The sequence below is a fragment of the Acinetobacter sp. 2JN-4 genome (assembly GCF_003687745.1).
Lineage (GTDB): Bacteria > Pseudomonadota > Gammaproteobacteria > Pseudomonadales > Moraxellaceae > Acinetobacter > Acinetobacter halotolerans.
This window is the reverse complement of record NZ_RDNY01000006.1, coordinates 77112-101080: the sequence shown is the minus strand read 5'-3', so window position 1 is coordinate 101080 and position 23969 is coordinate 77112. Positions and strand designations below refer to the sequence as shown.

Annotated in this window: 19 protein-coding genes; 8 read left to right on the top strand and 11 right to left on the bottom strand. The window is 39.7% G+C overall.

Annotation, left to right across the window (positions count from 1 at the left end):
* Positions 1-183 precede the first annotated feature (183 nt).
* Together EAH57_RS10130 and EAH57_RS10125 are read left to right on the top strand one after the other, a co-directional pair.
* Positions 184-2640, top strand: a complete 2457-nt coding sequence (locus tag EAH57_RS10130) for an ExeM/NucH family extracellular endonuclease (RefSeq protein ID WP_121929949.1) — start codon at positions 184-186, stop codon at positions 2638-2640.
* A 237-nt stretch (positions 2641-2877) separates the two neighbouring features.
* Complete coding sequence (locus EAH57_RS10125; RefSeq protein WP_004671656.1) at positions 2878-3489, top strand: glutathione binding-like protein; 612 nt, start codon at positions 2878-2880, stop codon at positions 3487-3489.
* A 487-nt stretch (positions 3490-3976) separates the two neighbouring features.
* Here the strand turns inward: EAH57_RS10125 and EAH57_RS10120 are convergent, their stop codons facing one another.
* The 5 genes from EAH57_RS10120 to EAH57_RS10100 form a co-directional block, all read right to left on the bottom strand.
* On the bottom strand, positions 3977-4690 hold the full coding sequence (locus EAH57_RS10120) for a glutamine amidotransferase (RefSeq protein WP_121929948.1): 714 nt from the start codon (positions 4688-4690) through the stop codon (positions 3977-3979).
* Between the two features lie 111 nt (positions 4691-4801).
* Positions 4802-5629 (bottom strand): ethanolamine ammonia-lyase subunit EutC, encoded by an 828-nt coding sequence (eutC, locus tag EAH57_RS10115; protein ID WP_121929947.1) that lies wholly within the window; start codon positions 5627-5629, stop codon positions 4802-4804.
* A gap of 9 nt (positions 5630-5638) precedes the next feature.
* A complete protein-coding gene (locus EAH57_RS10110) occupies positions 5639-7024 on the bottom strand; it encodes an ethanolamine ammonia-lyase subunit EutB (protein WP_121929946.1) in 1386 nt (461 codons plus the stop codon).
* A 13-nt stretch (positions 7025-7037) separates the two neighbouring features.
* Positions 7038-8477 (bottom strand): ethanolamine permease, encoded by a 1440-nt coding sequence (gene eat, locus EAH57_RS10105; protein WP_121929945.1) that lies wholly within the window; start codon positions 8475-8477, stop codon positions 7038-7040.
* Between the two features lie 241 nt (positions 8478-8718).
* Positions 8719-10230, bottom strand: a complete 1512-nt coding sequence (locus EAH57_RS10100) for an aldehyde dehydrogenase family protein (protein ID WP_121929944.1) — start codon at positions 10228-10230, stop codon at positions 8719-8721.
* A 142-nt stretch (positions 10231-10372) separates the two neighbouring features.
* Here EAH57_RS10100 and EAH57_RS10095 point away from each other — a divergent pair, with 142 nt between their 5' ends.
* The gene (locus EAH57_RS10095) at positions 10373-11563 is read left to right on the top strand and encodes a helix-turn-helix domain-containing protein (protein WP_121929943.1); all 1191 of its coding nucleotides are present in this window, start codon (positions 10373-10375) and stop codon (positions 11561-11563) included.
* On the opposite strand, the gene EAH57_RS10090 is transcribed toward EAH57_RS10095, so the two are convergent.
* Both EAH57_RS10090 and mdh read right to left on the bottom strand, forming a co-directional pair.
* Complete coding sequence (locus EAH57_RS10090; RefSeq protein ID WP_121929942.1) at positions 11560-12531, bottom strand: alpha/beta hydrolase; 972 nt, start codon at positions 12529-12531, stop codon at positions 11560-11562. The genes EAH57_RS10095 and EAH57_RS10090 overlap by 4 nt on opposite strands.
* A 198-nt stretch (positions 12532-12729) precedes the next feature.
* Positions 12730-13902, bottom strand: coding sequence for an iron-dependent methanol dehydrogenase (gene mdh, locus EAH57_RS10085; protein ID WP_121929941.1), 1173 nt, complete (start codon positions 13900-13902; stop codon positions 12730-12732).
* A 227-nt stretch (positions 13903-14129) separates the two neighbouring features.
* Here mdh and EAH57_RS10080 point away from each other — a divergent pair, with 227 nt between their 5' ends.
* On the top strand, positions 14130-15842 hold the full coding sequence (locus EAH57_RS10080; RefSeq protein WP_121929940.1) for an AAA family ATPase: 1713 nt from the start codon (positions 14130-14132) through the stop codon (positions 15840-15842).
* A gap of 9 nt (positions 15843-15851) precedes the next feature.
* The gene (locus EAH57_RS10075; protein WP_121929939.1) at positions 15852-16214 is read left to right on the top strand and encodes a 5-carboxymethyl-2-hydroxymuconate Delta-isomerase; all 363 of its coding nucleotides are present in this window, start codon (positions 15852-15854) and stop codon (positions 16212-16214) included.
* 96 nt (positions 16215-16310) lie between these two features.
* On the opposite strand, the gene EAH57_RS10070 is transcribed toward EAH57_RS10075, so the two are convergent.
* From EAH57_RS10070 to EAH57_RS10060, 3 genes are all read right to left on the bottom strand, one after another.
* Positions 16311-17033, bottom strand: coding sequence for an AAA family ATPase (locus EAH57_RS10070; RefSeq protein WP_121929938.1), 723 nt, complete (start codon positions 17031-17033; stop codon positions 16311-16313).
* Between the two features lie 93 nt (positions 17034-17126).
* The gene (gene thiM, locus EAH57_RS10065; protein ID WP_121929937.1) at positions 17127-17951 is read right to left on the bottom strand and encodes a hydroxyethylthiazole kinase; all 825 of its coding nucleotides are present in this window, start codon (positions 17949-17951) and stop codon (positions 17127-17129) included.
* An 18-nt stretch (positions 17952-17969) separates the two neighbouring features.
* Entirely contained in the window at positions 17970-19130 is a 1161-nt protein-coding gene (locus tag EAH57_RS10060; protein ID WP_121929936.1) for a hypothetical protein, read from the bottom strand.
* A gap of 273 nt (positions 19131-19403) precedes the next feature.
* Here EAH57_RS10060 and EAH57_RS10055 point away from each other — a divergent pair, with 273 nt between their 5' ends.
* Both EAH57_RS10055 and EAH57_RS10050 read left to right on the top strand, forming a co-directional pair.
* Positions 19404-19880 carry a DUF2147 domain-containing protein gene (locus tag EAH57_RS10055; RefSeq protein ID WP_121929935.1) on the top strand — a complete coding sequence of 159 codons (477 nt, stop codon included), beginning with the start codon at positions 19404-19406 and terminating at the stop codon, positions 19878-19880.
* A 154-nt stretch (positions 19881-20034) separates the two neighbouring features.
* A complete protein-coding gene (locus EAH57_RS10050) occupies positions 20035-20496 on the top strand; it encodes a DUF2147 domain-containing protein (protein WP_121929934.1) in 462 nt (153 codons plus the stop codon).
* Positions 20497-20566: 70 nt separating this feature from the next.
* Here EAH57_RS10050 and EAH57_RS10045 read toward each other — a convergent pair whose 3' ends face one another.
* On the bottom strand, positions 20567-20824 hold the full coding sequence (locus EAH57_RS10045) for a hypothetical protein (RefSeq protein WP_121929933.1): 258 nt from the start codon (positions 20822-20824) through the stop codon (positions 20567-20569).
* 429 nt (positions 20825-21253) lie between these two features.
* Between EAH57_RS10045 and pepN the strand changes: the two genes are divergently transcribed.
* Positions 21254-23860 (top strand): aminopeptidase N, encoded by a 2607-nt coding sequence (pepN, locus tag EAH57_RS10040; RefSeq protein WP_121929932.1) that lies wholly within the window; start codon positions 21254-21256, stop codon positions 23858-23860.
* The last annotated feature ends 109 nt before the right edge of the window (positions 23861-23969 follow it).

Sequence of the window (23969 nt, the reverse complement as noted above, 5' to 3'; positions counted from 1 at the left end):
ATTCTGGAGATATAAATATAGAAATGCCGTATTTTAAGTGTTCATGGGGGCAAGTCAAACCTTTAAATGATTTTATTTGGTGGATCTTCTGGTCGATGAGCTAAAACTTGTAAGAAATTCTTCATCGCACTGTCACAGAGATTGAATAGGCTGGTGGCGATTTGAACATTAAGTAAAAAAGTTATGAAAACATTTAAATTTCACTCTATCGCGATTTGTTTGGGCTTAATCGGAGCTTCGACGACATTTTCTATCGCACACGCACAATTGATGTTTAGCCAATATGTGGATGGCAGTAGTAATAAAAAAGGCTTGGAAATTTACAATCCAGATGCGACCAGTGCGAATCTCGCAGACTATGAAATACAGCAATTTAATAATGGTGCATTGACAAAAACGGTTGCTTTCCAATTACAGGGTAACTTGGCCAGTAAAGCGAAATTTTTAGTTGGGCGCACAGAGTTACAAGCCGTGCTCGGGTCACAGGTCAATCAGGTGACTTCACTGTCATTCAATGGTGATGATGCAATCGTTCTTGTGCACAAAGGCAAAGTGGTTGATCGTTTTGGGAGAGTCGGAGAGCAACCTGTAAATGGTTGGGGGACAACTGTTCAAAGTAAAGGAAAAAGTTTTACTCGAGTTCAAAGCACAAATTCAGTAACAGAAATCGATCCGACCACCAGTTTTGATTTAGACAGTGTATGGAAAGCATGGACTGATCGTAATGACTTCTCTAACTTATCAGGTTCTACTACCACACCACCTGTAAATGAGACTGTCAGTTGTTCTAGTTCAAATACGGCGATCGCTGATCTAAATACAGCCACTCAAGATCAAAATTATACGGTACGCGGTGTAATTACGGCAGACTACCGCTATAGCAATGGTTTTTCAGGTTTCTATGTGCAGACACCTGGCAGCAAAGCAAAAGCAAATATGAGTAATGCGATCTTTGTTTATATTCCAGCAAGTAGCACCGTTAAAGGTGGTCAGGTTGGTGAGGAAGTCATCTTACGTGGTCGTTTAGCAGCTTATCAAAATCAACTCCAAATCGATCAGTTACAACAAGATATTCAAGTTTGTAATACCAATATGCTGAGTCAAATTCAGCCGAAATCAATTGATTTACCATTTAGTGCTTTGACTGGAACTGCTCATTCGCCAGTGCAGTATCAAGGCATGTTGGTTAAATTGCCCCAAACATTAACGATCAGTGAAAATTATAATTATGGTCGATATGGTGAGTTATCAGTTAGTCTGGGACGATTATTTATACCAACAAACCTATATCCATCATTGTCCACAGAAGCAAAAGCCTTAGCACAGAAGAATTTATTATCAAAAGTCATTTTGGATGATGGCTATAGCAATCAAAATAGAACACCTTGGCTGCCACAGAACTTTAGCGCAACCAATACGCTACGCGTTGGTGATCAACTGCAAAATGTAGAGGGGATTTTAGAATATCGTTTTAATGGATGGCGTATTCAACCGATTCAGGGACGGAATCTTCCAACTATTGTAAAGCCTACACCCGAACGACCAAGCGTGGTTGCCAAAGATGAAAAATTGATCCGTGCAGCCGCATTTAATGTGTTGAACTACGATAATGGCAAAAATGGCTTTCCAACTGAGCGCGGTGCAACAACACAAGTAGAATTTGAAAAGCAGCACCGCAAGATTGTGAGCGCATTAAGTGCAATCGACGCTGATGTTTATGGTTTGATGGAAATCGCCAACAATGGTTATGGTGAGGATAGTGCTATCGCATATTTGACTCGTGCTTTAGGTGCTGATTGGAAATATGTGATCCCTGAAAATATAGATCGTTTAGGCAGTGACGCGATTGCTGTTGCGATTATTTACAACAGTAAACGAGTGAAACCTATCAATAAACCAGTGGTCTTTGATTTGGGCGATAAAAATAGAACTACGATTGCACAGACGTTCCAGCCACTCTCAGGAAAACACATGTTTACTGTGATTCCTAACCACCTTAAATCTAAAAGTTGCTCAGGTGTGAGTACAACGTCTTTAGATGCTGATCAAAAAGATGGTCAAGGTTGTTGGAATCCAACACGTATTAAAGCTGTTGAGCAATTGATTCAATGGATGGCGAAAAACCCAACGCAAGTTGAAACACCGAACATGTTGCTTTTGGGGGATCTAAACAGTTATGCCAAAGAAGATCCAATCTTGGCACTAGAAAAAGCCAACTATAAAGTGCTACTCAATGACAAAAATATAGGGCAGGGTGAGCAAGCCTATAGTTATGTATTTGGTGTGTCGAGCAATACTGATGGTTATGGTGGTGCGGGTAATTTAGATCATGCCGTTGCGGACGCGACTCTATTTAGCAAAGTGAAAAAAGCCTTTGCATGGCATATCAATGCTGACGAGCCAACGGTATTGGATTACAACGAAGAATATAAAACTGATCAGCAAAAAGCTTTATTTTTCGCTGATGATCCTTATCGCTCTTCTGATCATGATCCTGTGATTGTGGATTTAGATTTGAGGGACGATGAGATTAAAGCATCTACTAGCAAAAGCTCATCGGGTAGCTTTGGCTGGCTTACTATCCTTGGACTATTGGGTTTAGCAGGCTATTCAACACGCTCAAGAAAAGCAAAACTCTAATTTAAACGAGAAAAAGAGCAGAAATTAAGCTGCTCTTTTTCTGAAAGAAATCCATTTGAACAGGGTGTATACGATCTCTATAAAAATTTGACATAAGAGCACTTGCAAAATAATGAAATTTCACTAATAGTCAAATTATTCGGTATTTTTACTTTTACTGACAAATTTGTAAAAACAGATTTTGCAAATTTTGATAAAGCGTTTTAGAACAGAAGAGTTAGATAACAAGGATCAAACATGAAGTTGTATTATTCACCTGGTGCTTGCTCATTGGCAGCACATATTATTTTAAATGAAATTAATGTAGATTTTGATTTAGAACGCGTTGATTTAAAAACTCATAAAACTGAGAAAGGTGCAGATTATTACGAGATTAATCCAAAAGGTTATGTTCCAGCCTTAGAAATTAATCCAGGTTTAATCTTAACTGAAAATGTGGCGATTCTACCTTTCTTGGCTCAATATGACCCTAAACAAGATTTAATTCCGCCATCTGGTATGGGACGTGCCAAAGTCCTCGAATGGTTAGGATATTTGAACTCTGAACTGCATGATGCTTACGCTGTATTTTTCGGTGGTAAACTAACTGAAGATGAAAAGACCAAAGCCTATGCTGAAGTGAATCGTTTACTTAAATTTATCGATCACTATTTAGCTGAATCTGAATACGACTATTTAGTGGATGATAATTTTGGCCCAGCAGATGCATATTTGTTTGTGCTGACCAATTGGTCAAATCATATCGAACATGACTTAAGCCCTTATATCAACATTATCGCTTTACGCAATAAAGTCGCCGAACGTCAATCGGTTCAAATCGCAATGCGTGATGAAGGGCTACTTGGTTAGTTTTGAGCGTTTATTTCGTCCTGAAATATAGACTACTTTTTAGGATGAAACACCATAGCAATAAAAAAAGCCCAATTTAACGATTGGGCTTTTTATGAATCTTTGATGTGCTTTTTCATGGATTGATATAGAAGTAGATAACAATAAATAAGAGTAAAAACGTTGCAGAAATTAAGTACGTATTAATCGTATGGAAACTCTTTATAAATTTGAGCATAACGCTATCCACCTCCTAAAAAAACAAAATTTAAAAACATATAATATTTATATTCTATTGTTTATTTAGGATTTTTTTCAAATTATCTTGTGGATTATTGATGGTTTTAATGTTTACATTTTGTAACATTGGCTTTCTAGGTGCAATATTTTTTAGTTTTTGTTGGCAAAGGTTTTAACTTTCTTATTAGTTTCATAAATTCAGTAACCTAATCTTTCACAGGTTAAGCCTATATCACTTAGACCTGTGATTTTTAGCTAGGTTTGATTTTTAAAGGCGAATATTCTCTATAAACTTTTTCATGATTTTATGAGATTGTTGTTCTGACTGTGCGGCATAGCATAGGTTATCTTGTCGGAGTTGCGGAATAGATAGGCCAGCATGACGTATTTCGCAGGTATGACCAATGAGCCATTTTTCAAAACTCTGCTCTGCAATTTCTAAGTGAAATTGTAAAGCTAATATATTATTCCCAATCGAAAAAGCCTGATTGGGATAAATGTCAGAACTTGTAAGTAAAGTGGCGTTCTCAGGCAAATCAAAAGTATCACCATGCCAATGTAGGACGTGAGTATCTTTCAGTGGCGATAGAATATTAGGCTCATCAGCTTTAATTTCGAGTAGACCCCAACCGATTTCTTTTTGATATCCAGCATAAACTTTGGCACCTAGCGCATGAGCAATTAACTGAGCACCTAAGCAAATACCAATCGTTGGTTTATTTGCAGTCAAACGTTGTTTGAGTCCTGCAATTTCATCGACTAAAAAAGGGTAGTCTTCGGTTTCATACACCCCAATCGGCCCACCTAAAATGATGGTTAGACCCTCATAATTGAGCGCGGGGCTAAGATCATCAACACCCGCCTCAAAATAGCGAACTCGGAAACCAAGTTGGTAAAAGGTATCTTCCAATGAGCCTAAATCTTCAAAGGCAAGATGTTGGATAGCATAAATAGTTTTAGGTAAGGATTCAGTATTTATCATCGAGTTTTATCTAGTCATGATTAACATCAATGCAAGTATAAACATTCTATACTCAAAGAAAAGTGTGTGAGAAATAAAGTATCTATCGCATTTTTGAATATCGATGCTGCACTAATCATTGCTTGAGTCACGGAAAAAGAGTTGCCTTTTTTGATGCTGTTCTACAACTGGAATTTGATGCTCATCTTTTAACGCAACGCCAGAGCGTTGTATCTGCTTTGACTTTTTCATCAGCGCGAATAAGCGTTGTGCAGCGATCTCAATACTTAAACCTGCTGTACGCACATTAGAAATACAATTACGTTCTGAATCGATGCTGCCGACATGGGCTTGCCAAGTGTAATAAATGCCCATGCTGTCGGGGGAGCTTAGGCCTGGGCGCTCGCCAATCAGCATAATAAGCATCGATGCGTTAAAAATTTGTGCTACTTCATCGCCTAGCGCAACACGACTACCTGTTGCAATTGAGATGGGGGCAAGTGTCCAATTCTCTTGTTTCATATAGGTGTGTAATTGATGAACAAAAGGAATGGCGTTTTCTTCAATCGCACGTGCAGACAAACCATCTCCAATGACGATGCAAACTTCAAAGTTTGAGGTGAGTTGAATATTTTTTAATTTTTGACGAGACGTTTCACTGAGTTGACGGCCCAAGTCAGGTCGTTTTAGAAATATTTCTTTGTTGTTGGCACAGCTTTCAACATGTGTGGTTTCAAAACCAAGCTGTTTCAGTTGATCTGAAATATGATCAATATTGAGTGATTGATAAACGGCATCTTTGGCTTGTGCGTGAGAGAGTTGAAATTCAAGCAGTGCTTTGGTTGGAACACTACAACCTGTTCGTCCAAGTGCGATTCTCGCATCGGTAAATTGCTTGAGCTTTTGCCATACATCAAGATGGGGTTGAGCTGGAAAAGTTTGATCTTTGTTCAGTTTCATCCAAAGCTCCTAGTGCATGAGTAATTTGGCAAATTGATCAGGCATATGTTCTGCCCACTGAATGTGATGCTGTTGTTGCCGTAAAATGCCTTGTTGTTCTAACCAGATAGAAAACTCAGGTGCAGGTTTCAAACCCAATAGTTGCCTTAAATACAAGGCATCATGAAAGGAGGTCGTTTGATAATTCAGCATGATGTCATCTGATCCTGGAATCCCCATAATAAAATTGATACCGGCTGTTCCAAATAGAGTGAGTAAATTGTCCATATCATTTTGATCGGCATCAGCATGATTGGTATAACAAATATCGCATCCCATCGGTAAGCCAAGTAGCTTGCCACAAAAATGATCTTCTAACCCTGCGCGAATAATTTGTTTACCATCGTAAAGATATTCAGGTCCGATGAAACCAACGACGGTATTGACCAGTAAAGGGTTGAATTTTCGTGCAACGGCATAAGCCCGAGTTTCAAGCGTTTGTTGATCAACACCATGGTGTGCATTACTGGATAAAGCGCTGCCTTGTCCTGTTTCAAAATACATGACATTTTGGCCTACTGTGCCTCGCTTTAAAGCGAGGGTGGCTTCATGACCTTCTTGTAAAAGCGCCAAAGAAATACCAAATCCTGTATTCGCCGCTTGTGTTCCAGCAATTGACTGAAACATGAGATCAATTGGAATGTTCTGTTCTGCGAGCTGGATGGCAGAACTGATATGCGTAAGCACGCAAGACTGAGTTGGAATTTGATATTCTTGAATGACATGATCAAGTAGCTTTAACAGCTCAGCCAAATTGTGCAAATTGTCGGTTGCTGGGTTGATCCCAATCACTGCATCACCATTTGCATACATCAGTCCATCTAAAATACTGGCAGATATTCCTAAAATATCATCTGTAGGATGATTGGGTTGCAAGCGTGTTGAGAGATGTCCTTTCAAACCAATGGTATTGCGAAATTGAGTCACCACCTCACATTTGCTAGCGACTAAAATCAGATCTTGATTCCGCATAATTTTACTCACCGCGGCAACCATTTCTGGGGTTAAACCCTTGGCGACAAAACGTAGTTTTTCCGTGTTGGCATCTTCACTTAATAACCAGTTACGCAAATCACCTACGGTAAAATGAGCAATAGGCGCAAAGGCATTTTTATCATGTTCATCAATGATCAGTCGGGTGATTTCATCTAGATCATAATCGACCAAAACTTCATTTAAAAAGTTTTTGAGGGGAATGTCTGCCAAAGTCATTTGAGCAGCCACACGCTCAGTGGCATCGTGAGCAGCGACACCTGCAAGCTCATCACCTGATCTCAATGGTGTCGCTTTGGCCATGACACTTTTGAGATCTGCAAAAACGTATTGTTGATTGGCGATGATATTTTTATAACGCATCGGATATCCCCAATTATTTTAATTCTTGTTGTGAGCTTTGCATCTTGGCAAACTCTTCTTCAGGTGTTCCTGAGACCAAGTGATGTCGGCTATATAGCATGAAGTATGCAATAAATAAGGCATAAATAGCAGCCGCAATCAGCCAAACTTTAGGATTGACTAAAAAGCCTGCCAGTACCGCAAGCAATGCAAAAACCAATGCAATACTCGAAGTCAGAATACCACCAGGCGTCTTATAAGGGCGATGCAAATTTGCTTTGCTTAAACGTAATTTAAGATGTGCCGCCATCATCAACACATACGAAATGGTTGCGCCAAACACAGCAATTAGAATCAGCATGTCGCCTTCTTTGCTAAGTGAAAGTAGAAAACCGATAATGCCCGGCACAATGATTGCCAGATAGGGGGCTTTATTCTTATTGGTGAGTGATAAGACCCTTGGTAAATAGCCTGCACGAGACAGCGCAAACATTTGACGCGAATAGGCATAGATAATTGAAAAGAAACTGGCAATCAAACCTGCTAAGCCGACGAAATTGACAAAACTGGTAACCCAGCTGTTTTGCCCATAGACAATCGCCAAACCTTCTACTAGTGGTGCAGCTGCATTTTGCATGGTACTTGCACCCACTGCACCCGCACTTAGAAAAAGTACCAGCAAGGCAAAACAAGTCAAAATCAACATTGATCCAATCAAGCCACGAGGTAGTGATTTTGCAGGATCTTTAGCTTCTTCTGCTGCGAGTGGTACACCTTCAACAGCGAGAAAAAACCAAATCGCAAAAGGCACGGCAGCCCAAATCCCCATATAACCATGTGGAAGAAATAAGCTTGCACCCGTTTGCGTACCTGCGGCGATATCAAATAAATTTTGCAATTGAAAATGGGGCAGCATCGCAATGATAAAAACCAATAGCGCCATGACTGCAATCAGAGTAATCGCAAACATGAGTTTGAGTGCTTCACCTGCACCTTTTAAATGAATCGCCATAAAAAGCAAATAACAGGCGAGATAAACTTGCCATCCATTCATGCCAAATAAGGATTCACAATAACTACCAATAAAAACAGCAATGGCTGCTGGTGCGATTGCGTATTCGATTAAAATCGCCGTGCCCGTTAAATAACCACCCAAAGAACCAAAAGCGACACGCGCAAAACTATATCCTCCTCCTGCCGTAGGAAGCATGGTTGCCATTTCTGACATAGACAGACATAAGCAGAGGTACATAATCGCGACCAATATCGTAGCGACAAACATGCCGCCCCATCCACCTTGGGCAATTCCATAATTCCAGCCAGCGAAGTCTCCTGAGATTACATACGCAACGCCCAGTCCGATCAAAAGTAACCAACCAACAGAACCTTGTTTAAGCTGCCTTTGGGCAAAATATTCGGTGGATGCGACCTCTGAGGATGGGGTTGTTATAGCGGTAGATTCTGATTGGCTCATGCAAAACTCCAATGAGTTGGTTTGAATGAATCAATGCAAAAGCAATGCCGAAATGTGTTTGGTTTTAATTTTCTGCCTTATTTTTATTCCAAATGGTAAAAATACTCAGGTGTTACAGGTTTAAAAATGAAATAGCCATAAAAATGGAAAAGCAAGCAGGTTAGACTGCTTGCTTTTTGTCTAAGAGAAATCAGAATGGATCATTATCCTAATTTGATATGTTCCATTTTAGTGCAACATATTAGAAGAAGCCCATTGGTTTAGTTGAATAACTCACCAATAGATTTTTGGTTTGTTGATAATGATCTAGCATCATGCGATGATTTTCTCGACCTATACCTGATTTTTTATATCCACCGAAAGCGGCATGTGCAGGATAAATATGATAACAATTGGTCCAAACACGGCCTGACTCTATTGCACGTCCAGCACGATAAGAGGTGTGTGCTGAGCGTGACCATACACCAGCACCTAAACCATACATGGTGTCATTCGCAATTTTGATGGCATCATCGAAATCTTTAAAGGTGGTCACGGAGAGAACAGGGCCAAAAATTTCTTCTTGGAAAATCTGCATACTGTTATGACCTTTAAATATGGTCGGTTCGATATAAAAACCATTGCCCACTTCTTTTCGATCACCGCCACCCACTAAAATCTCGGCACCTTCTTGTCGCCCAGTATCGATACAGCGTAAGATTTTCTCTTGTTGTTCCTGTGAGGCTTGAGCACCAATCATGGTTTCTGTATCAAGCGGATGACCTGTTTTAATCCGTTTGACTCGCTCAATGGCTTTTTCGAGGAACTGATCTGCGATACTTTCTTGTACCAGTGCACGAGATGGACATGTACAGACTTCACCTTGGTTTAAGGCAAACATAGCAAAACCTTCAAGCGTTTTCTCTAAAAAGTCATCGTCTTTATCCATTACGTCTTCAAAGAACAGGTTCGGTGATTTACCTCCAAGCTCTAAAGTTACTGGAATGATATTTTCAGTTGCATATTGCATCACCAACTGACCGACTTGGGTCGAACCTGTAAATGCAATTTTGGCGATACGAGGACTGGTTGCCAGTGGACGACCTACTTCAGCACCATATCCATTGACGATATTGAGCACACCTGCAGGTAAAATATCTTGAATAAGTTCAGCCACCAACAAAATACCCACTGGAGTTTGTTCAGCAGGCTTGAGCACCACGCAGTTACCCGCAGCTAAAGCAGGTGCAAGTTTCCAAGCTGCCATTAAGATTGGGAAGTTCCAAGGAATAATTTGTCCAACAACACCGAGTGGTTCATGGAAATGATAGGCGATGGTATCTTCATCGATTTCAGAAATGCCGCCTTCTTGGGCACGGATACAGCCAGCGAAATAGCGGAAATGGTCTATGGCTAATGGAATGTCAGCAGCAAGTGTTTCGCGAACAGGTTTGCCATTGTCCCAAGTTTCTGCAACAGCAAGCATTTCTAAGTGAGCTTCTAAACGATCTGCTATTTTAAGAAGTAGGTTAGAGCGTGTGGTTGGAGATGATTTGTTCCATTCGATTTTGGCTTTATGAGCTGCATCTAAGGCCAATTCTACATCCTCCGCCGATGAGCGAGGTATGCGGGTAAAAGCTTGACCATTAACAGGAGAAATATTGTCAAAATATTGACCTTTTACAGGTGCAACCCATTGACCGCCAATAAAATTTTCATATTGAGATTTGAATTGAATTTTTGAACCAGATTGGTTCGGATCGATATAACGCATATATGTATTCCTTTGCATTTTAGGACTAAAGACTAACAAGAACCCTGTCAGTAGGTACTTTCGTACTCTGTGTATTTAGTATATAAATAAGAAGGTTGGAGAAAGGTTGGAATACCAATGTGGATATATAAGGAACTTACAAATGTTCACAAAAAAGGATTTAGTGCAGCAAAGGGCATTGACTGATCAACTGCGCGCGCAAAATAGTCTCTCTCCTCAAAACGCCGCCAAACTCGGTCAAAGTATAGCCAGTTCATGGGAACGTTCTATATCGGCTGATATTCCTAAAGAACGTATGGCAGCACCATTACTCGAAAAAAAATCTACTTCACAGAATACTTTAGACTTAGCATTAAAACGATGTGCTGATGATTTGCGTCATATTGCAGAACAATCTTCTATGGTGATCGCTGTGGGAGATATCGGTAGTACTATTATTTGGACAGCACCCAGCCCTCAAATGCAAAGTGCTGCTGAACAGGTTCATTTTGTGAAGGGTGGACAATGGCGTGAAGAATTAGTTGGTACCAATGCTTTGGCACTGTCACTTAAAACACAGCAATCGAGCTGTGTTTTTTCCAATGAGCACTATATGGAATCTGTGCATGATTGGGTATGTTATGCCGCACCCATTATTGACCCATATTCAAAACAAACACTAGGTGTGGTTGATTTATCTACCACATGGAAGAATCATAATACGTTTGGGATTTTAGCGGCTGAACGCTGTGCATCCATTATCCAGTCCGCTTTACTTGAGCAACAACGTCAGCATTTATATATCCGTGCATTTGCAACACCACAAGTCAAATTCAATGGTAAAAGTCTGTTGTTAACGCCTCGCCAAATTGAAATCTTGGCGATTTTGGCCCTATGTCCTCATGGGCTAACGCTTGAACATTTATATCAGGCGCTTTATGGCGAACGTAAGGTGAGTATGGGAACGTTGAAGGCAGAAATGTCGCAACTAAGAGATGTTTTGGGTGGTTTGTTAGGCTCACGACCATATCGTTTGCTGGTTCATATTGAGGCTGACTTTTTGCAAGTGGAGCAAGCCTTGGATGCTGGATATCTCAGTTCAGCGTTACAATTGTATAGTGGGGTATTCCTAGCAAAAACAGAAAGTCCATTTCTTTGTGCTTGGCGTGATTGCCTCGAATCTCGGTTGAGTGATGCAATTTTTAAGACGCAAGAAACAGATCTGTTGCTTAAACATTTAGCACATTTTCCAGAAGCAATTGATGCGGTAGAACGTTTAATGGAATTATTACCCATCGAGCATCCTGCACACCAATTACTTGCTAAATACGATGAACAACTAAAAAGAAGTTAGTTGATTTTCTGCTCTAGCCATTGAAAGAGTTCTTGATAAACTTGTTTACGCACGGGTAGAGCGGAAAGGACTAAATCATGCAAGCCATTGTGAATTGAGACAATAGAGATATCTCCTTTCATTTTCTTCGCGTACTTTTTAATGTGTTTAACATCTAAAATGACATCACTTTGAGTTGCATCTACGCCCCATTTTTTCGGGTTCTTGGTTTGATGCGAGTGCATAATTAATGCTGGAATATTTAGTTTTACGCCACGATGAATCTCTTTTTGTGCCGTATGAATTGCATGTACAAAGCTGAGTTGAACTGTTGGTGCGCTGGTCGGTTTCCAGTCCAGATTGAAATCCCATTCACCTTTGAGATCTTTATGCAAACTTGTGGTATACCAACGATTGAGCTGGCTTGGAAATTTTACTTTGGGTAGTTTTTTTCCTATACGACTAAGCATCGGGATACCAAATTTTCTTTCTACCAGACTTAAATTAAAATCATAAAAAGGACTATTTGCCCATAGACCTTTAATCAAAGGATCGTTGGGGTGGTGTGCAGCATAAAGTGTAGCGGTTAAGCCACCTGTTGAATGTCCAGCGAGTAAAACTTTGTCATGTTTTTCTTGGGAAATAATATCTAAGGCTTGGCTAATCTCAGCATCATATTCATGTAGGTCTAATACATTATAAAAAATTTGATGCGCTAATTTAGAACGCCCGTATTTTCTTAGATCTAATGCATAAAAGTCATAACCCTGTGCATTAAACTGTGCTGCCATTTCCGTCTGAAAGAAATAATCTAAGAATCCGTGAATGTAGAGCACTGCTTTGGTGGTTGGTTGTTTTGATTTTTTACGGATCAGCGTGGCGACGACTTTGCCTTCATAATCATCAGGATAATTTAGGACTTGTTGTTCATAGCCATCTCCTAAAAGATCAGGAGTGTAAAGGTTTGAAGAAAGCTGGGTTGTATTCATTTTTATTGAGACTTTATATTAAGACATGCTGAGTATCCTTTAATGAAATCGGCGAATTGTCAATCGATTTTGTTTTGTTGAAGCTAAGTGTGTAAAAAAAGGGGGATGCTAGGAAGTACATTCCCCCAAAAAGTAAGTCAATGGTCGGAGAGGTTTGACTTACCATAACGTGGTTTTGTGACTCGAGTTTGGTTGGGGTTATAGCGCTGCTTTAAAGATTTCCACGACTTGAGCATGGGTCGCTTTACGCGGATTCGTTAACATGCAGGCATCTTTTTGGGCATTTTCAGCCATGATCGGTAGATCTTCAGGTTTAACGCCAAGTTCAGTTAAACCTGAGGGGATACCAATAGAACTTGAAAGCTCCTGAATGGCATCAATTGCGGCGTATGCTGCCTCAGCAACGGTTAAACCTTGAATATTAACACCCATTAATTCTGCAATCTTGGCATAACGATCTTGGCAGGCAATCAGATTAAATTGGCTTACATGCGGTAATAAAATTGCATTACAGACGCCATGCGGTAGGTTATAGAAACCACCTAATTGGTGTGCCATAGCGTGTACATAGCCTAAGGATGCGTTGTTGAATGCCATACCTGCAAGATATTGGGCATAGCTCATCGCATCACGCGCTTCAATATTTTCGCCGTTTGCAACGGCAGGTTGTAGCCATTGGCTAATCATACTGATGGCTTTCTCTGCACAGGCATCGGTAATCGGATTGGCTGCTGTCGATACATAGGCTTCGATCGCATGGGTCAAAGCATCCATTCCCGTTGCTGCCGTTAAACCCGCAGGTTTTGCCACCATAAGCTTAGGGTCATCAATGGCAATCAGCGGTGTACAACGCCAGTCGACAATCGCCATCTTCACGTGGGTGTCTGTGTTGGTGATGATGCAGAACCGTGTCATTTCTGATGCTGTTCCAGCAGTTGTATTGATTGCAATTAAAGGGGTCATCGGTACTTTGCTTTTGTCGATACCTTCGTAATCGCGGATATGTCCGCCACCTGCGGTGACCAAACCAACCCCTTTTGCACAGTCATGCGATGAACCGCCACCCAATGACACAATAAAATCACATTGGTTGTTTACATAGGCCGCTACGCCATTATGAACATTGATATCTGTTGGGTTCGGTTCTGCGCCAGCAAAAATGTGGCTTTCTATACCAGCCTCGGTGAGATACTGTGCAATAGTATCTGCGACACCAAATTTGAATAAACCTTCATCGGTTACAATTAACGCTTTTTTGGCATCTAAATCTCGTGCTTTGCTTCCAATTTCTTTGGCGCAACCTGGTCCAAAGAGTGATACGCAAGGAATATAAAAACCGTTTGTTTGATCTGCAATATTTTTAAAAGCCATGGAGTGAATCCTTCTTCCATAAGTCCATTGTTTGTTATAGATGATGCGTTGCACCATGAACCCAGTATTGTGATTGCATTAAATATTTGCTACCTACCAAAGACCTACCAAATAATATTCCCGATTTATCTGCATGGATTGAGTGATGTTTTCTATAAAATTTGGCTTCGCCGTTTCACTTTTTATTGAAACTCGTTAAGCTATGTGCTGCGAGAAGGTAGGTAATTATGAAACAAGAGACTGCACTGAAACTTTTAAAAGCAGGTGAAAATGTATTTTTAACTGGTTCGGCGGGTGCAGGTAAAACCTATACATTGAATCAATACATTCATTATTTGAAAGCACGTAAAGTTCCTGTTGCAATCACTGCTTCAACGGGGATTGCTGCAACACATATGAACGGTATGACCATTCATACTTGGGCTGGAATTGGTATTAAAGATCGTTTGAGTGATGATGACCTCAAACGAATGAAAGAACGAAAATATCTAAAAGAAAATTTAGAAAATGCCCAAGTGCTGATTATTGATGAAATTTCAATGTTGCACGCCAAACAACTTAATTTAGTCAATCAGGTTCTAAAATACTTTAAAGAAAGTGATGAAGCCTTTGGCGGCATACAAGTAATTGTTGCGGGCGACTTCTTTCAATTGCCTCCAGTCGGACGTAATGGTGAAGCAAATCGAGATAAATTTTGCTTTATGTCTGATGCGTGGGTAGAGGCAAAGTTTCGAGTATGCTATTTAACCGAACAACATCGTCAGGACGATGAAATTCTGAATCAGATTTTGAATGCCATTCGTGCACAAAATATTCAGCCAGATCATATTACGGCTTTACAACAATCACGCCAGCAGGATATTGGCGACACTTTTACCCGTTTATATACGCACAATATGGATGTTGATAATATCAACTATCAACATTTAAATGGTATCGAGAACGAAAGTCACCAATTCAATGCAGTTATTGATGGTAATGAAAAACTGATTGAAACCTTAAAATCTTCTGTACGTGCACCTGAAGAACTAACCTTGAAAAAACACGCCAAAGTCATGTTTGTAAAAAACAACTTTGATATGGGATATATCAATGGCAGTTTAGGTGAAGTGATTGGTTTTGAAGATGATGATAAACAAGGCTTGTTGCCTAAAGTTAAACTCACCGATGGCACGACTTTGTTGGTTGAACCTGAAACTTGGTCGATTGAAAATGAGGCGGGTAAAGCCATTGCCAGTTTTCAGCAAATCCCTTTGCGTTTAGCTTGGGCGATTACCATTCATAAAAGTCAGGGGATGACCCTAGAGGCGGCAGAAATTAACCTCACTAATACCTTTGAAAAAGGTCAGGGCTATGTTGCATTATCTCGCCTAAAATCGCTCACTGGTCTTCGGTTGCTGGGTTTTAATGAGCAGGCTTTAGCACTGGATAGCTTGGCAATCAAAGCAGACCGCCGTTTTCAGGAATTGTCTGATGAAGCAGAAACAAACTTTGCAAATGAGGATCTGACTACTCAGCACAATGCATTTATTCGGCATTGCGGCGGTACATTAAACGCGACCGAAATCAATCGCAATGAAAAGAAACTTTCAAAAGGCAGTAAACAGAGTTATGCCGCAGCCACTTTAGATGAAACACGTGCTTTATTTGAAGAAGGCTATGAGATTGAAGATATTGCACATGAACGTGGTTTAACACCTGCCACGATTATCAATCATTTGGCGCGATTACATAAAGAGCAGAGCTTAGATATTTCTGTGGCGAGCCCAGGGGAAGAGGTAATTGAAGAAGTGCGTAAGATTTATAAACGTTTGCATAAGAGAAAAAACCCAGAGCATTTTACCGATGATGGTTCTATCAAACTACGCCCAATCGTGGAAGCAACGAGTCCTAGAATGGCGTATGATCAAGTGCGTTTGGCGTTGTTGTTTGTAGAGTAGGATCGAAGAATGCCACATATCATTGCAAATTATTCAGCAAATTTAACAAGTTTAGATCAGCAAAAATTACTTAAACAAGTCAATACAGCTTTGTCTGAGACAGCATTATTTAGTGCAAATGATATCAAGTCTCGAATTTTCAAAGATGAGGTTTTCTTGATTGGTTTGGGTGAAACTCAAGAAGCTTATATCCATTTGAAACTCTATTTGCTAAGTGGTCGAACTGAACAACAGAAGAAAACTCTAGGTGATACGCTGTTGGCGATTCTTGAACAAAAAACTTATATGAAAGCTGAGATTGGATATCCGATTCAGCTTTGCGTTGAAGTCATTGATATGCCAAGAGAACATTATTTCAAGGCAACAGCTTAGTTTTGAAGATTCTAGGCTGCATTATGCAACAGCGATGATCGCTTCCACTTGTAGCAGCAACAAGCCTTGAAGAACGAATGTTTTTTAAATATAAAATCAATCAATATCAATGATCTGCTTAATAAACTCGCCGTTTGAGTTCAGGATTTCTTTATACATATAAGCAATATGCGTATCACTGAAATTGACCTCTCTAAAGCTATTCTCAGTAAGTTGTAACAGTTGAATATTTGGCATTAGCATGATGATTGGTGAATGTGTTGCAATGATAAATTGCGCACCTGCTTGACTTAGTTGGATCACTTTTTCAATAAAATTGATTTGATTACTAATCGAAAGGGCGGCTTCGGGTTCATCTAAGATATATAAACCCTCTGCTCGAAAACGATGATCAATCAGCGCTTTCATTGCTTCGCCATGGGACATCATGTGTAAATCTTTACCACCATAAACATTTCGTATAGGTGGGCTAAAACTGGCTGCTGCATCGAGTTGGCGCATTTCCGTGAGAAAGTTATAGTACGTTTCCGATCGATAGAAAAAGATATCTTTGATCCTGCGTGCAGATTTATGGATACGCAGGTGGGGGCTATAATCAAAATGTGTATCTTCAGTTTTATAATTAAAATTGATACTTCCACCTTCTGCTGCGCAACCAAATTTTAGCGCTAAAGCCTCCAAAATCGTTGATTTTCCACTTCCATTTTCACCCGTGATGACCGTGATATTTTTCTTAAATTCTATTGGATAAAGATGTAAAAACGGAAAGTCATCTGGAATGGTATTGAGAAGTTCAACTCGAGTGAGAAATGGTTTCATAATTCAAAAATATTAATATTGAACAATCAAATGAATCATCATATATAAAATTCCTCTATTCGAGTGATATCAATCTGTAAATGTCTACGCGTATTACACGGATTCAAGACATTGGATACTATGGTATTGGCGTATTAAGTTTTCATCTAACATATGGACATAATCCAAAAACATCACATTAAAACTCCCCACGTTTTGGGCTTGATCATAGGCCAGCCTGCCAGCAATGGAGAAATGAATATGTGAAGCAAGTGCTGCAATAGTTGGCGAACTTACAGCACTGTAAGCTGCCGTTAATGCACCTAAAGCACAGCCAGTTGCGGTAATCTTCGGCTGTAAATGGCAACCACCATTCACCTGAATCACCATGTCGAGTTCCTTAGAAATAATATAGTCAGATTCACCTGAGATCGCGATACACTCAGTATGTTGGAGCAAACTTTGTGCTTGAGCATACACATCTTGACTATTGAGCGTGCTGTCTACACCTTTTGATTGGGTTAAATTACCTGCGAGTGCACTCATTTCTGAGGCATTACCGCGAATAATAGTCGGTTGAAACTGGAGAAGTTGATCCACGGTTTCGCTACGCCATTTTAAAATCTCACCATAACCGACAGGATCAAGCACCCATGGCACTTGATTTTGCTGGGCTGTTTTAGCTGAAATCAGCATTGCTTGGGTTTGTTCTGTGGTGGGTGTGCCGACATTAATATTTAACGCTGAACTAATTTGGGTAAAACTTTCTGCCTCAAAGGGATTGTCAATCATGGCTGGTGATGCACCTGCAGCCAACAGCACATTTGCCACATAATTGTTGGCTACGCTATTGGTAATACATTGAACCAATGGTGATTGTTGTTGTAAGGCGTGCCAAGCTTGAATCACTTGATCAATCAGTTGTTGTTTTTGTGACATACTAAATCCTAGATTTTTTTAACGTGTAAAATAATGATCTTGATGTTTACACTGACGACAGATGAGGGAAACATAATCTTCGGCATCATAGTCCACAATCAGATCATTTGAACCACAATACATGCAACGTTTTACTGAATAGAAATTTAAACGAGGTTCTATTTTTCGCCAAGACTTCCAAACAGGCTGAAAAAAGACACTTTCATCATAACCCAAGAATTTAAATAATAAAATTTCACTCATTTTACTCAATGGAATGTTATGTGGTCTTGGTAATGTTGAGGTTTCCCAGTGCTCGGTTAAAGCACGTTCTCGATACTGCTCTAAGGTTTTTTTTAATAAATTGGTATTAATAAATTTATCATTCCGAGCTTGTAACACTTTTTGCTTATGAAGATATTCCAGCGCAGTTTGAATCAGATAATAAATCTGTCCTACAGCTAAACCTTCCATCAAACGAAAACAGAAGCTTTGGAAAGGACGATTGCCTGCAATCTGAATTCCCCAAGTTCGGCAATAGAACTGCATGAACTGAATGATCTCCTGATATAGCACCGTATAGAGTGCATCTTTCACCTCATCCGTGCTTTTAAAGGGGATGCCTGAGCTCAGATTTTCATAAAACCAATAGCGTAATTGTTGTGCCACACTAAACAGGCTTGGGTCTGAATAACCATCTAAACGAAGATTTAAGTAAAAGTGTTCTGTTTCTATATCTGAATCTTGGGGTCTTAAAACACCGAGTTTGAGTAACTCTTGAACGATTTGATGTTGAAATAAGTAATTAGGCGTAAAGTGATGATATTTAATCTTCTTCCAGTAGATGAGTTCATCATGCTGAACATCTTCACGGGCATAATTATCCAATAAGCTCAACAAGAACAACTTTTGTAAAAAACTAAGCTGATTGAGGCCATAAATAACGTCATCTTTTATTTTGTATTTACGCTTTTCTTGTAGCAGGGTCTGTTGCGTTTGTTTTTTACGCTGAGCTGTGCACTGGGCACAGTGACAATTTAATTTACTATCGCTGCTAAAAACCCGATGTTGACAATGACTACACTCATGAAATTGGAATTCTTGGGTGTATTGTTCTGCCTCTATCCAAAACATAGATGCTTGGCATAAAGGACAATGGCTACTTTCATCTAACTGTTTTTGTAGAATCTGTAACTCCATTGATACTCAACTTGCAATATGTAAAAACCAGATTATACATTGCTGACAGTAGAAGTGATGCAAAGATTATATTGCGATATAAGTGTTGGCACCTTGCTGTTTGCATTGAATGGTAGAATGTAAACCTATGGTTGTTTGTCTATAAATGTGTGAATTAATTAATGTTTCTCTTGGATTTAAACCGTTAAATACTTTTATATTTGGTTGACTGAATCTAAGCATTGGCATGAAAATATAGAACAGATGGATCTGTGCCGCATAATGGAGCAATGTATGCAAAAAAAATTACTCATGAATGGAATCATGGGGATCTCTTTGATGTTATTTACCGCAATAGGTCATGCTGCAACGCCAGAAGGTTTCTGGAAAAGTATTGATGACCGTAGTGGTGAGCTACTTTCTATTATTGAAGTCAAAAAGAAAACGGATGGAACTTACACGGGCACAATTGCCTATCGCTATCCGGTCCCTGGTGGTGGCACCATTCTAGCGAACTGTGTTAAATGTCCGGAGCCTTTTAAAAATAAACCCATATTGGGGTTACAAATCGCTTGGGGATTGAAACAAGACCCGCAAAATCCACATCAATATATTGATGGACGAGTTCTTGAACCAAAAACAGGCAATATTTATAAGGGCAAAGCGCAGCTAAGTGTAGATGGTAAGCGTATGCGTATGCGTGGATATATGGGGATTTCAGCACTTGGACGCACACAGGTTTGGATTCGCACAGACAGTGCTAACCCTTAAATTATAATTTTAAAATTACACTGTACGTATTTGATTATTAGAAAATTTATATAGTCAAGTACTGGGGCGTACAGTGTAAGCTCTCTTTAAATATGCTATTTTTTTAATCATTAAATCTATAAATATAAATAGGTTACTTTTTAACGGGGTTAATATGTATAAGCATGTCTTCATGGGGCTTTGTATTGCTTTCGCAAGTACAACGACTTTCGCTGCTGCTATCGAGGGTTATTGGAAAAGCATCGAAGAGAGAACGGGTCAACAGCTTTCAATTATCGAAATTCGAAAAGGTGACAATGGGCGATTTAATGGCAAGATTGTGTATCGTTATCCAAATGCGCATGGGATCTCGTTGAGCAATTGTACCAAATGTCCAGCGCCTCACACGAATAAGCCGCTTCTAGGTTTAGAAATTTTGTCAGGGTTTAGACAAGATCCAAATGATCCAAATGCATATATTGACGGTCTTGTATTGGAAGCAACCAGTGGCCGTGTATACAAAGGCAAAGGTGTGGTGTCTGGTGAAGGTAAGCGTCTCCGTATGCGTGGTTATATGGGCGTGTCAGCTTTAGGACGTACTGTGGTTTGGATTCGGACCAACAGCGCAAATCCATAAGTTATTCTTGAAAAAAAACCTCAAATCAGACGTTGATTTGAGGTTTTTTTATTAAGTCAGAACGGAAATGTTAAACAGGGCATGGTAAGTTTTCATCCTCCTGACTGATTTTCTTGGCAGCGATGAGTGCTTGTACTTTTTTACTCGGCACTTTTTCTTTCCCAAGTGCGTCATAGGTATTTACAATATTGGTTACTTCTAAGGCGGTAAGTTCAATCCCTTCTGCGGACAAAAAAACAGAGATCACATGATGATCAACACCTGCGGTTGCAAGATCATGGATTGCTTTAATGTTTTCTAGACGATACAAATGTGCTTTTAATTCCATCGTTATAGCCCTCGCTTTTATTTTATTCACCTAGATTGGCATAAATACATAAGCAATAACCGTGCACAAAATGTATAACTTAAGCAAAGAATGTAAGTTGAGCAGGCAAATATCATGGATTTTGTCATTTTTATTTAACAGTAGAAAACGATGTTGTAATTTTGTCTAAACGATAGACTGATTCTTCAAGTTCTATTTGAAAATACTTGCTCTCAACCCAATAAAAATTTTAAACGCATGACAGGTCTTACAGACAGCTTTTATTTGTTGGCGTATGATTTGTGCAGATATCTGAGATAATCGCAACCACAATTGTTTTGAATGCGATATTTTTAGACCAAACGGCATAATTTATGCTTGTAAAAGACGCTTCAAGAAGTCTTGTCAACAAGACCATGTACATGAAATCATGAAAGATAAGGAATACTGATGAATATCGCGGCTCAACCTCCTGTTCAAACAGATCAAACCATTTATTTAAAAGATTATCAAAAGCCATCATTTTTGGTTGAATCAATTCATTTAGATATTCAAGTTTATAGTGATCAGACCACTGTGGATTCAACACTTGTGATGAAGCGTCAAGCAGCAGGTGCAATGGTGCTATTGGGTCGAGATTTAGAGCTGAAGTCGATTCAACTGAATGGACAATTACTCAATTCTGATCAATATCAGTTGGATGAAGAACAATTAGTGATCGCTGATGCACCAGATGAGGTCATTCTTCAAACACAAGTGATCATTCATCCTGAATCGAATACGCAGCTTGAAGGGCTGTATAAAGCGGGTGATTTATTCGTTACGCAGAATGAACCTGAAGGATTCCGTAAAATCACCTTCTATCCAGACCGTCCAGACGTTTTGGCTGAGTTTACCACGCGTGTAGAAGCCGATAAAAAATATCCTGTGTTGCTTGCTAACGGCAACTTGCTTGAAACAGGTGAGGCGGGAGAAGGTCGGCACTATGCGATTTGGCAAGATCCAACCAAGAAACCAAGTTACTTATTTGCATGTGTGATTGGTGATTTAGCGGTCTTAAAAGATCGTTACACCACTTCAGAAGGTCGTGATGTTGCTTTAGAAATTTACGCGATCGAAAAAGATATTCCTAAATGTCACATTGCGATGGAAGCATTAAAGCATTCGATGCGTTGGGATGAAGAACATTACGGTCGTCCTTATGATCTCGACAATTATATGATTGTGGCGGTGAGTCAGTTCAACATGGGTGCCATGGAGAATAAAGGTTTAAACATCTTTAATACTTCATGTGTACTTGCTGACGAAGAATTCACCACGGATGCCGCGATCATGCGCGTACAATCTGTGATTGCGCATGAATATTTCCATAACTGGACAGGGAACCGTATTACCTGTCGTGACTGGTTCCAGTTGTGTCTAAAAGAAGGCTTAACGGTGTTCCGTGACCAATCCTTCTCTGAAGATTTACAATCAGCAGCGGTACAAAGGATTGATGATGTAGCGGTATTAAAATCTCACCAATTCCCTGAAGATGCAGGACCATTGTCACATCCGCCACGTCCAGATCATTTTGTAGAAATTAATAATTTCTATACCGCTACGGTTTATGAAAAAGGTGCGGAAATTAACCGCATGATGGCGACCCTATTAGGCAAAGAAAAATACCGTCAGGGTACAGACGAATACTTCCGCCGTCATGATGGTCAAGCTGTGACAGTTGAAGATTGGGTTGCTGCATTAAGTTCGGGTTCTGGTGTTGATTTATTTAACTTCCTTACTTGGTATAATCAACCGGGGACACCAAAGTTAGATGCCAAAGGTGAATATGATGCGGCGACACAGACCTATAGTTTGAGCTTAAAACAAAGCCTTAAAGCACATCCTAAATATCCGAACTTAAAAGCAGTGCCAATTCCTGTGGCTTTGGCTTTGTTCAATGCCCATACAGGCGAACAATACACTTTGCATAGTGCTGATCTGTTTGTAAATGATGTCAAAGATGGCGTGTATTTGTTTGATCAAGATGAAGCAACGATCGAATTTACTGGGGTGACTGAACAACCTGTTGCATCGTTGTTGCGTAATTTCTCTGCGCCAGTCAATTTGGTATTTGACTATTCAAATGATGATCTTGCATTTTTGATTCAACACGAAACCAATGGTTTTAACCAATGGCAAGCGACTCAAACCTTATTAGAGCGTATTCTGTTAGAAGATCATCAGGTGGATACTTATATTCAGGCGATTAAAAACACATTGCCTGAATTGGTAAACAAAGATCCATTGCTCGCATCACGTTTGTTTGATGTGCCAAGTGAAAATTATTTAGGTAGTCGTATTGATCAAGACTACGAACCTGAACTCATCCGTGAGAAACGTGAAGCGGTATTGAATCGTTTAGCACAAGAACTAGGTTCTTTCTGGAAAGATACTTATTTAGCTTTAGACCCAGATATGCAAAAAGAATTTTCTTTGGCAATGGGTGTCCGTGCATTGAAAAATATCATGTTAAGTATGTTGGCACGTCAAGGGGATGCTTCGGTATTTGATTTGGCGGATGCGCAATATAAAAACACGCGGAATATGTCAGAACGTTTAGGTGCATTACGCGTACTGGTATGGAATGATGCGCCACAAGCACAAGCAGCATTGGACGATTTCTATAATCGCTTTAAAGATGAAGCCTTATCTTTAGATCAATGGTTTACGATTCAAGCATCCAATCCTTGTGCGACAACGAAAACGATTGAATATCTCACTCAACATGCAGATTATGATTTAACGACTCCGAATCGTATTCGTTCAGTCAGCGGTGGTTTGGCCAATAATCCAGTCAATACATGGAGTTTTGGTGTAGATCATTTTATTCAGCTCGCTGCATATTTAGATGAGAAAAATCCAATTTTGGGTTCTCGTTTATTACAGGTGCTTTCGCGTTGGTATACCTTGGCTGAACCGCAACGAGGTCAGGTGCAACAAGCTTTAAAAGCCTTGCAACCGAAAGTGAAATCGAAGAATGTTTCAGAGACTTTGAATAGCTTGTTAAGCATTTAAGCACTGGAAAGTTTTAAAACCACAATCGTGATGACGGTTGTGGTTTTTTTTATGCGTAATTTATTATATTTTTCACACGTTGATCATGATTTAGAATAAAGTGAAAACT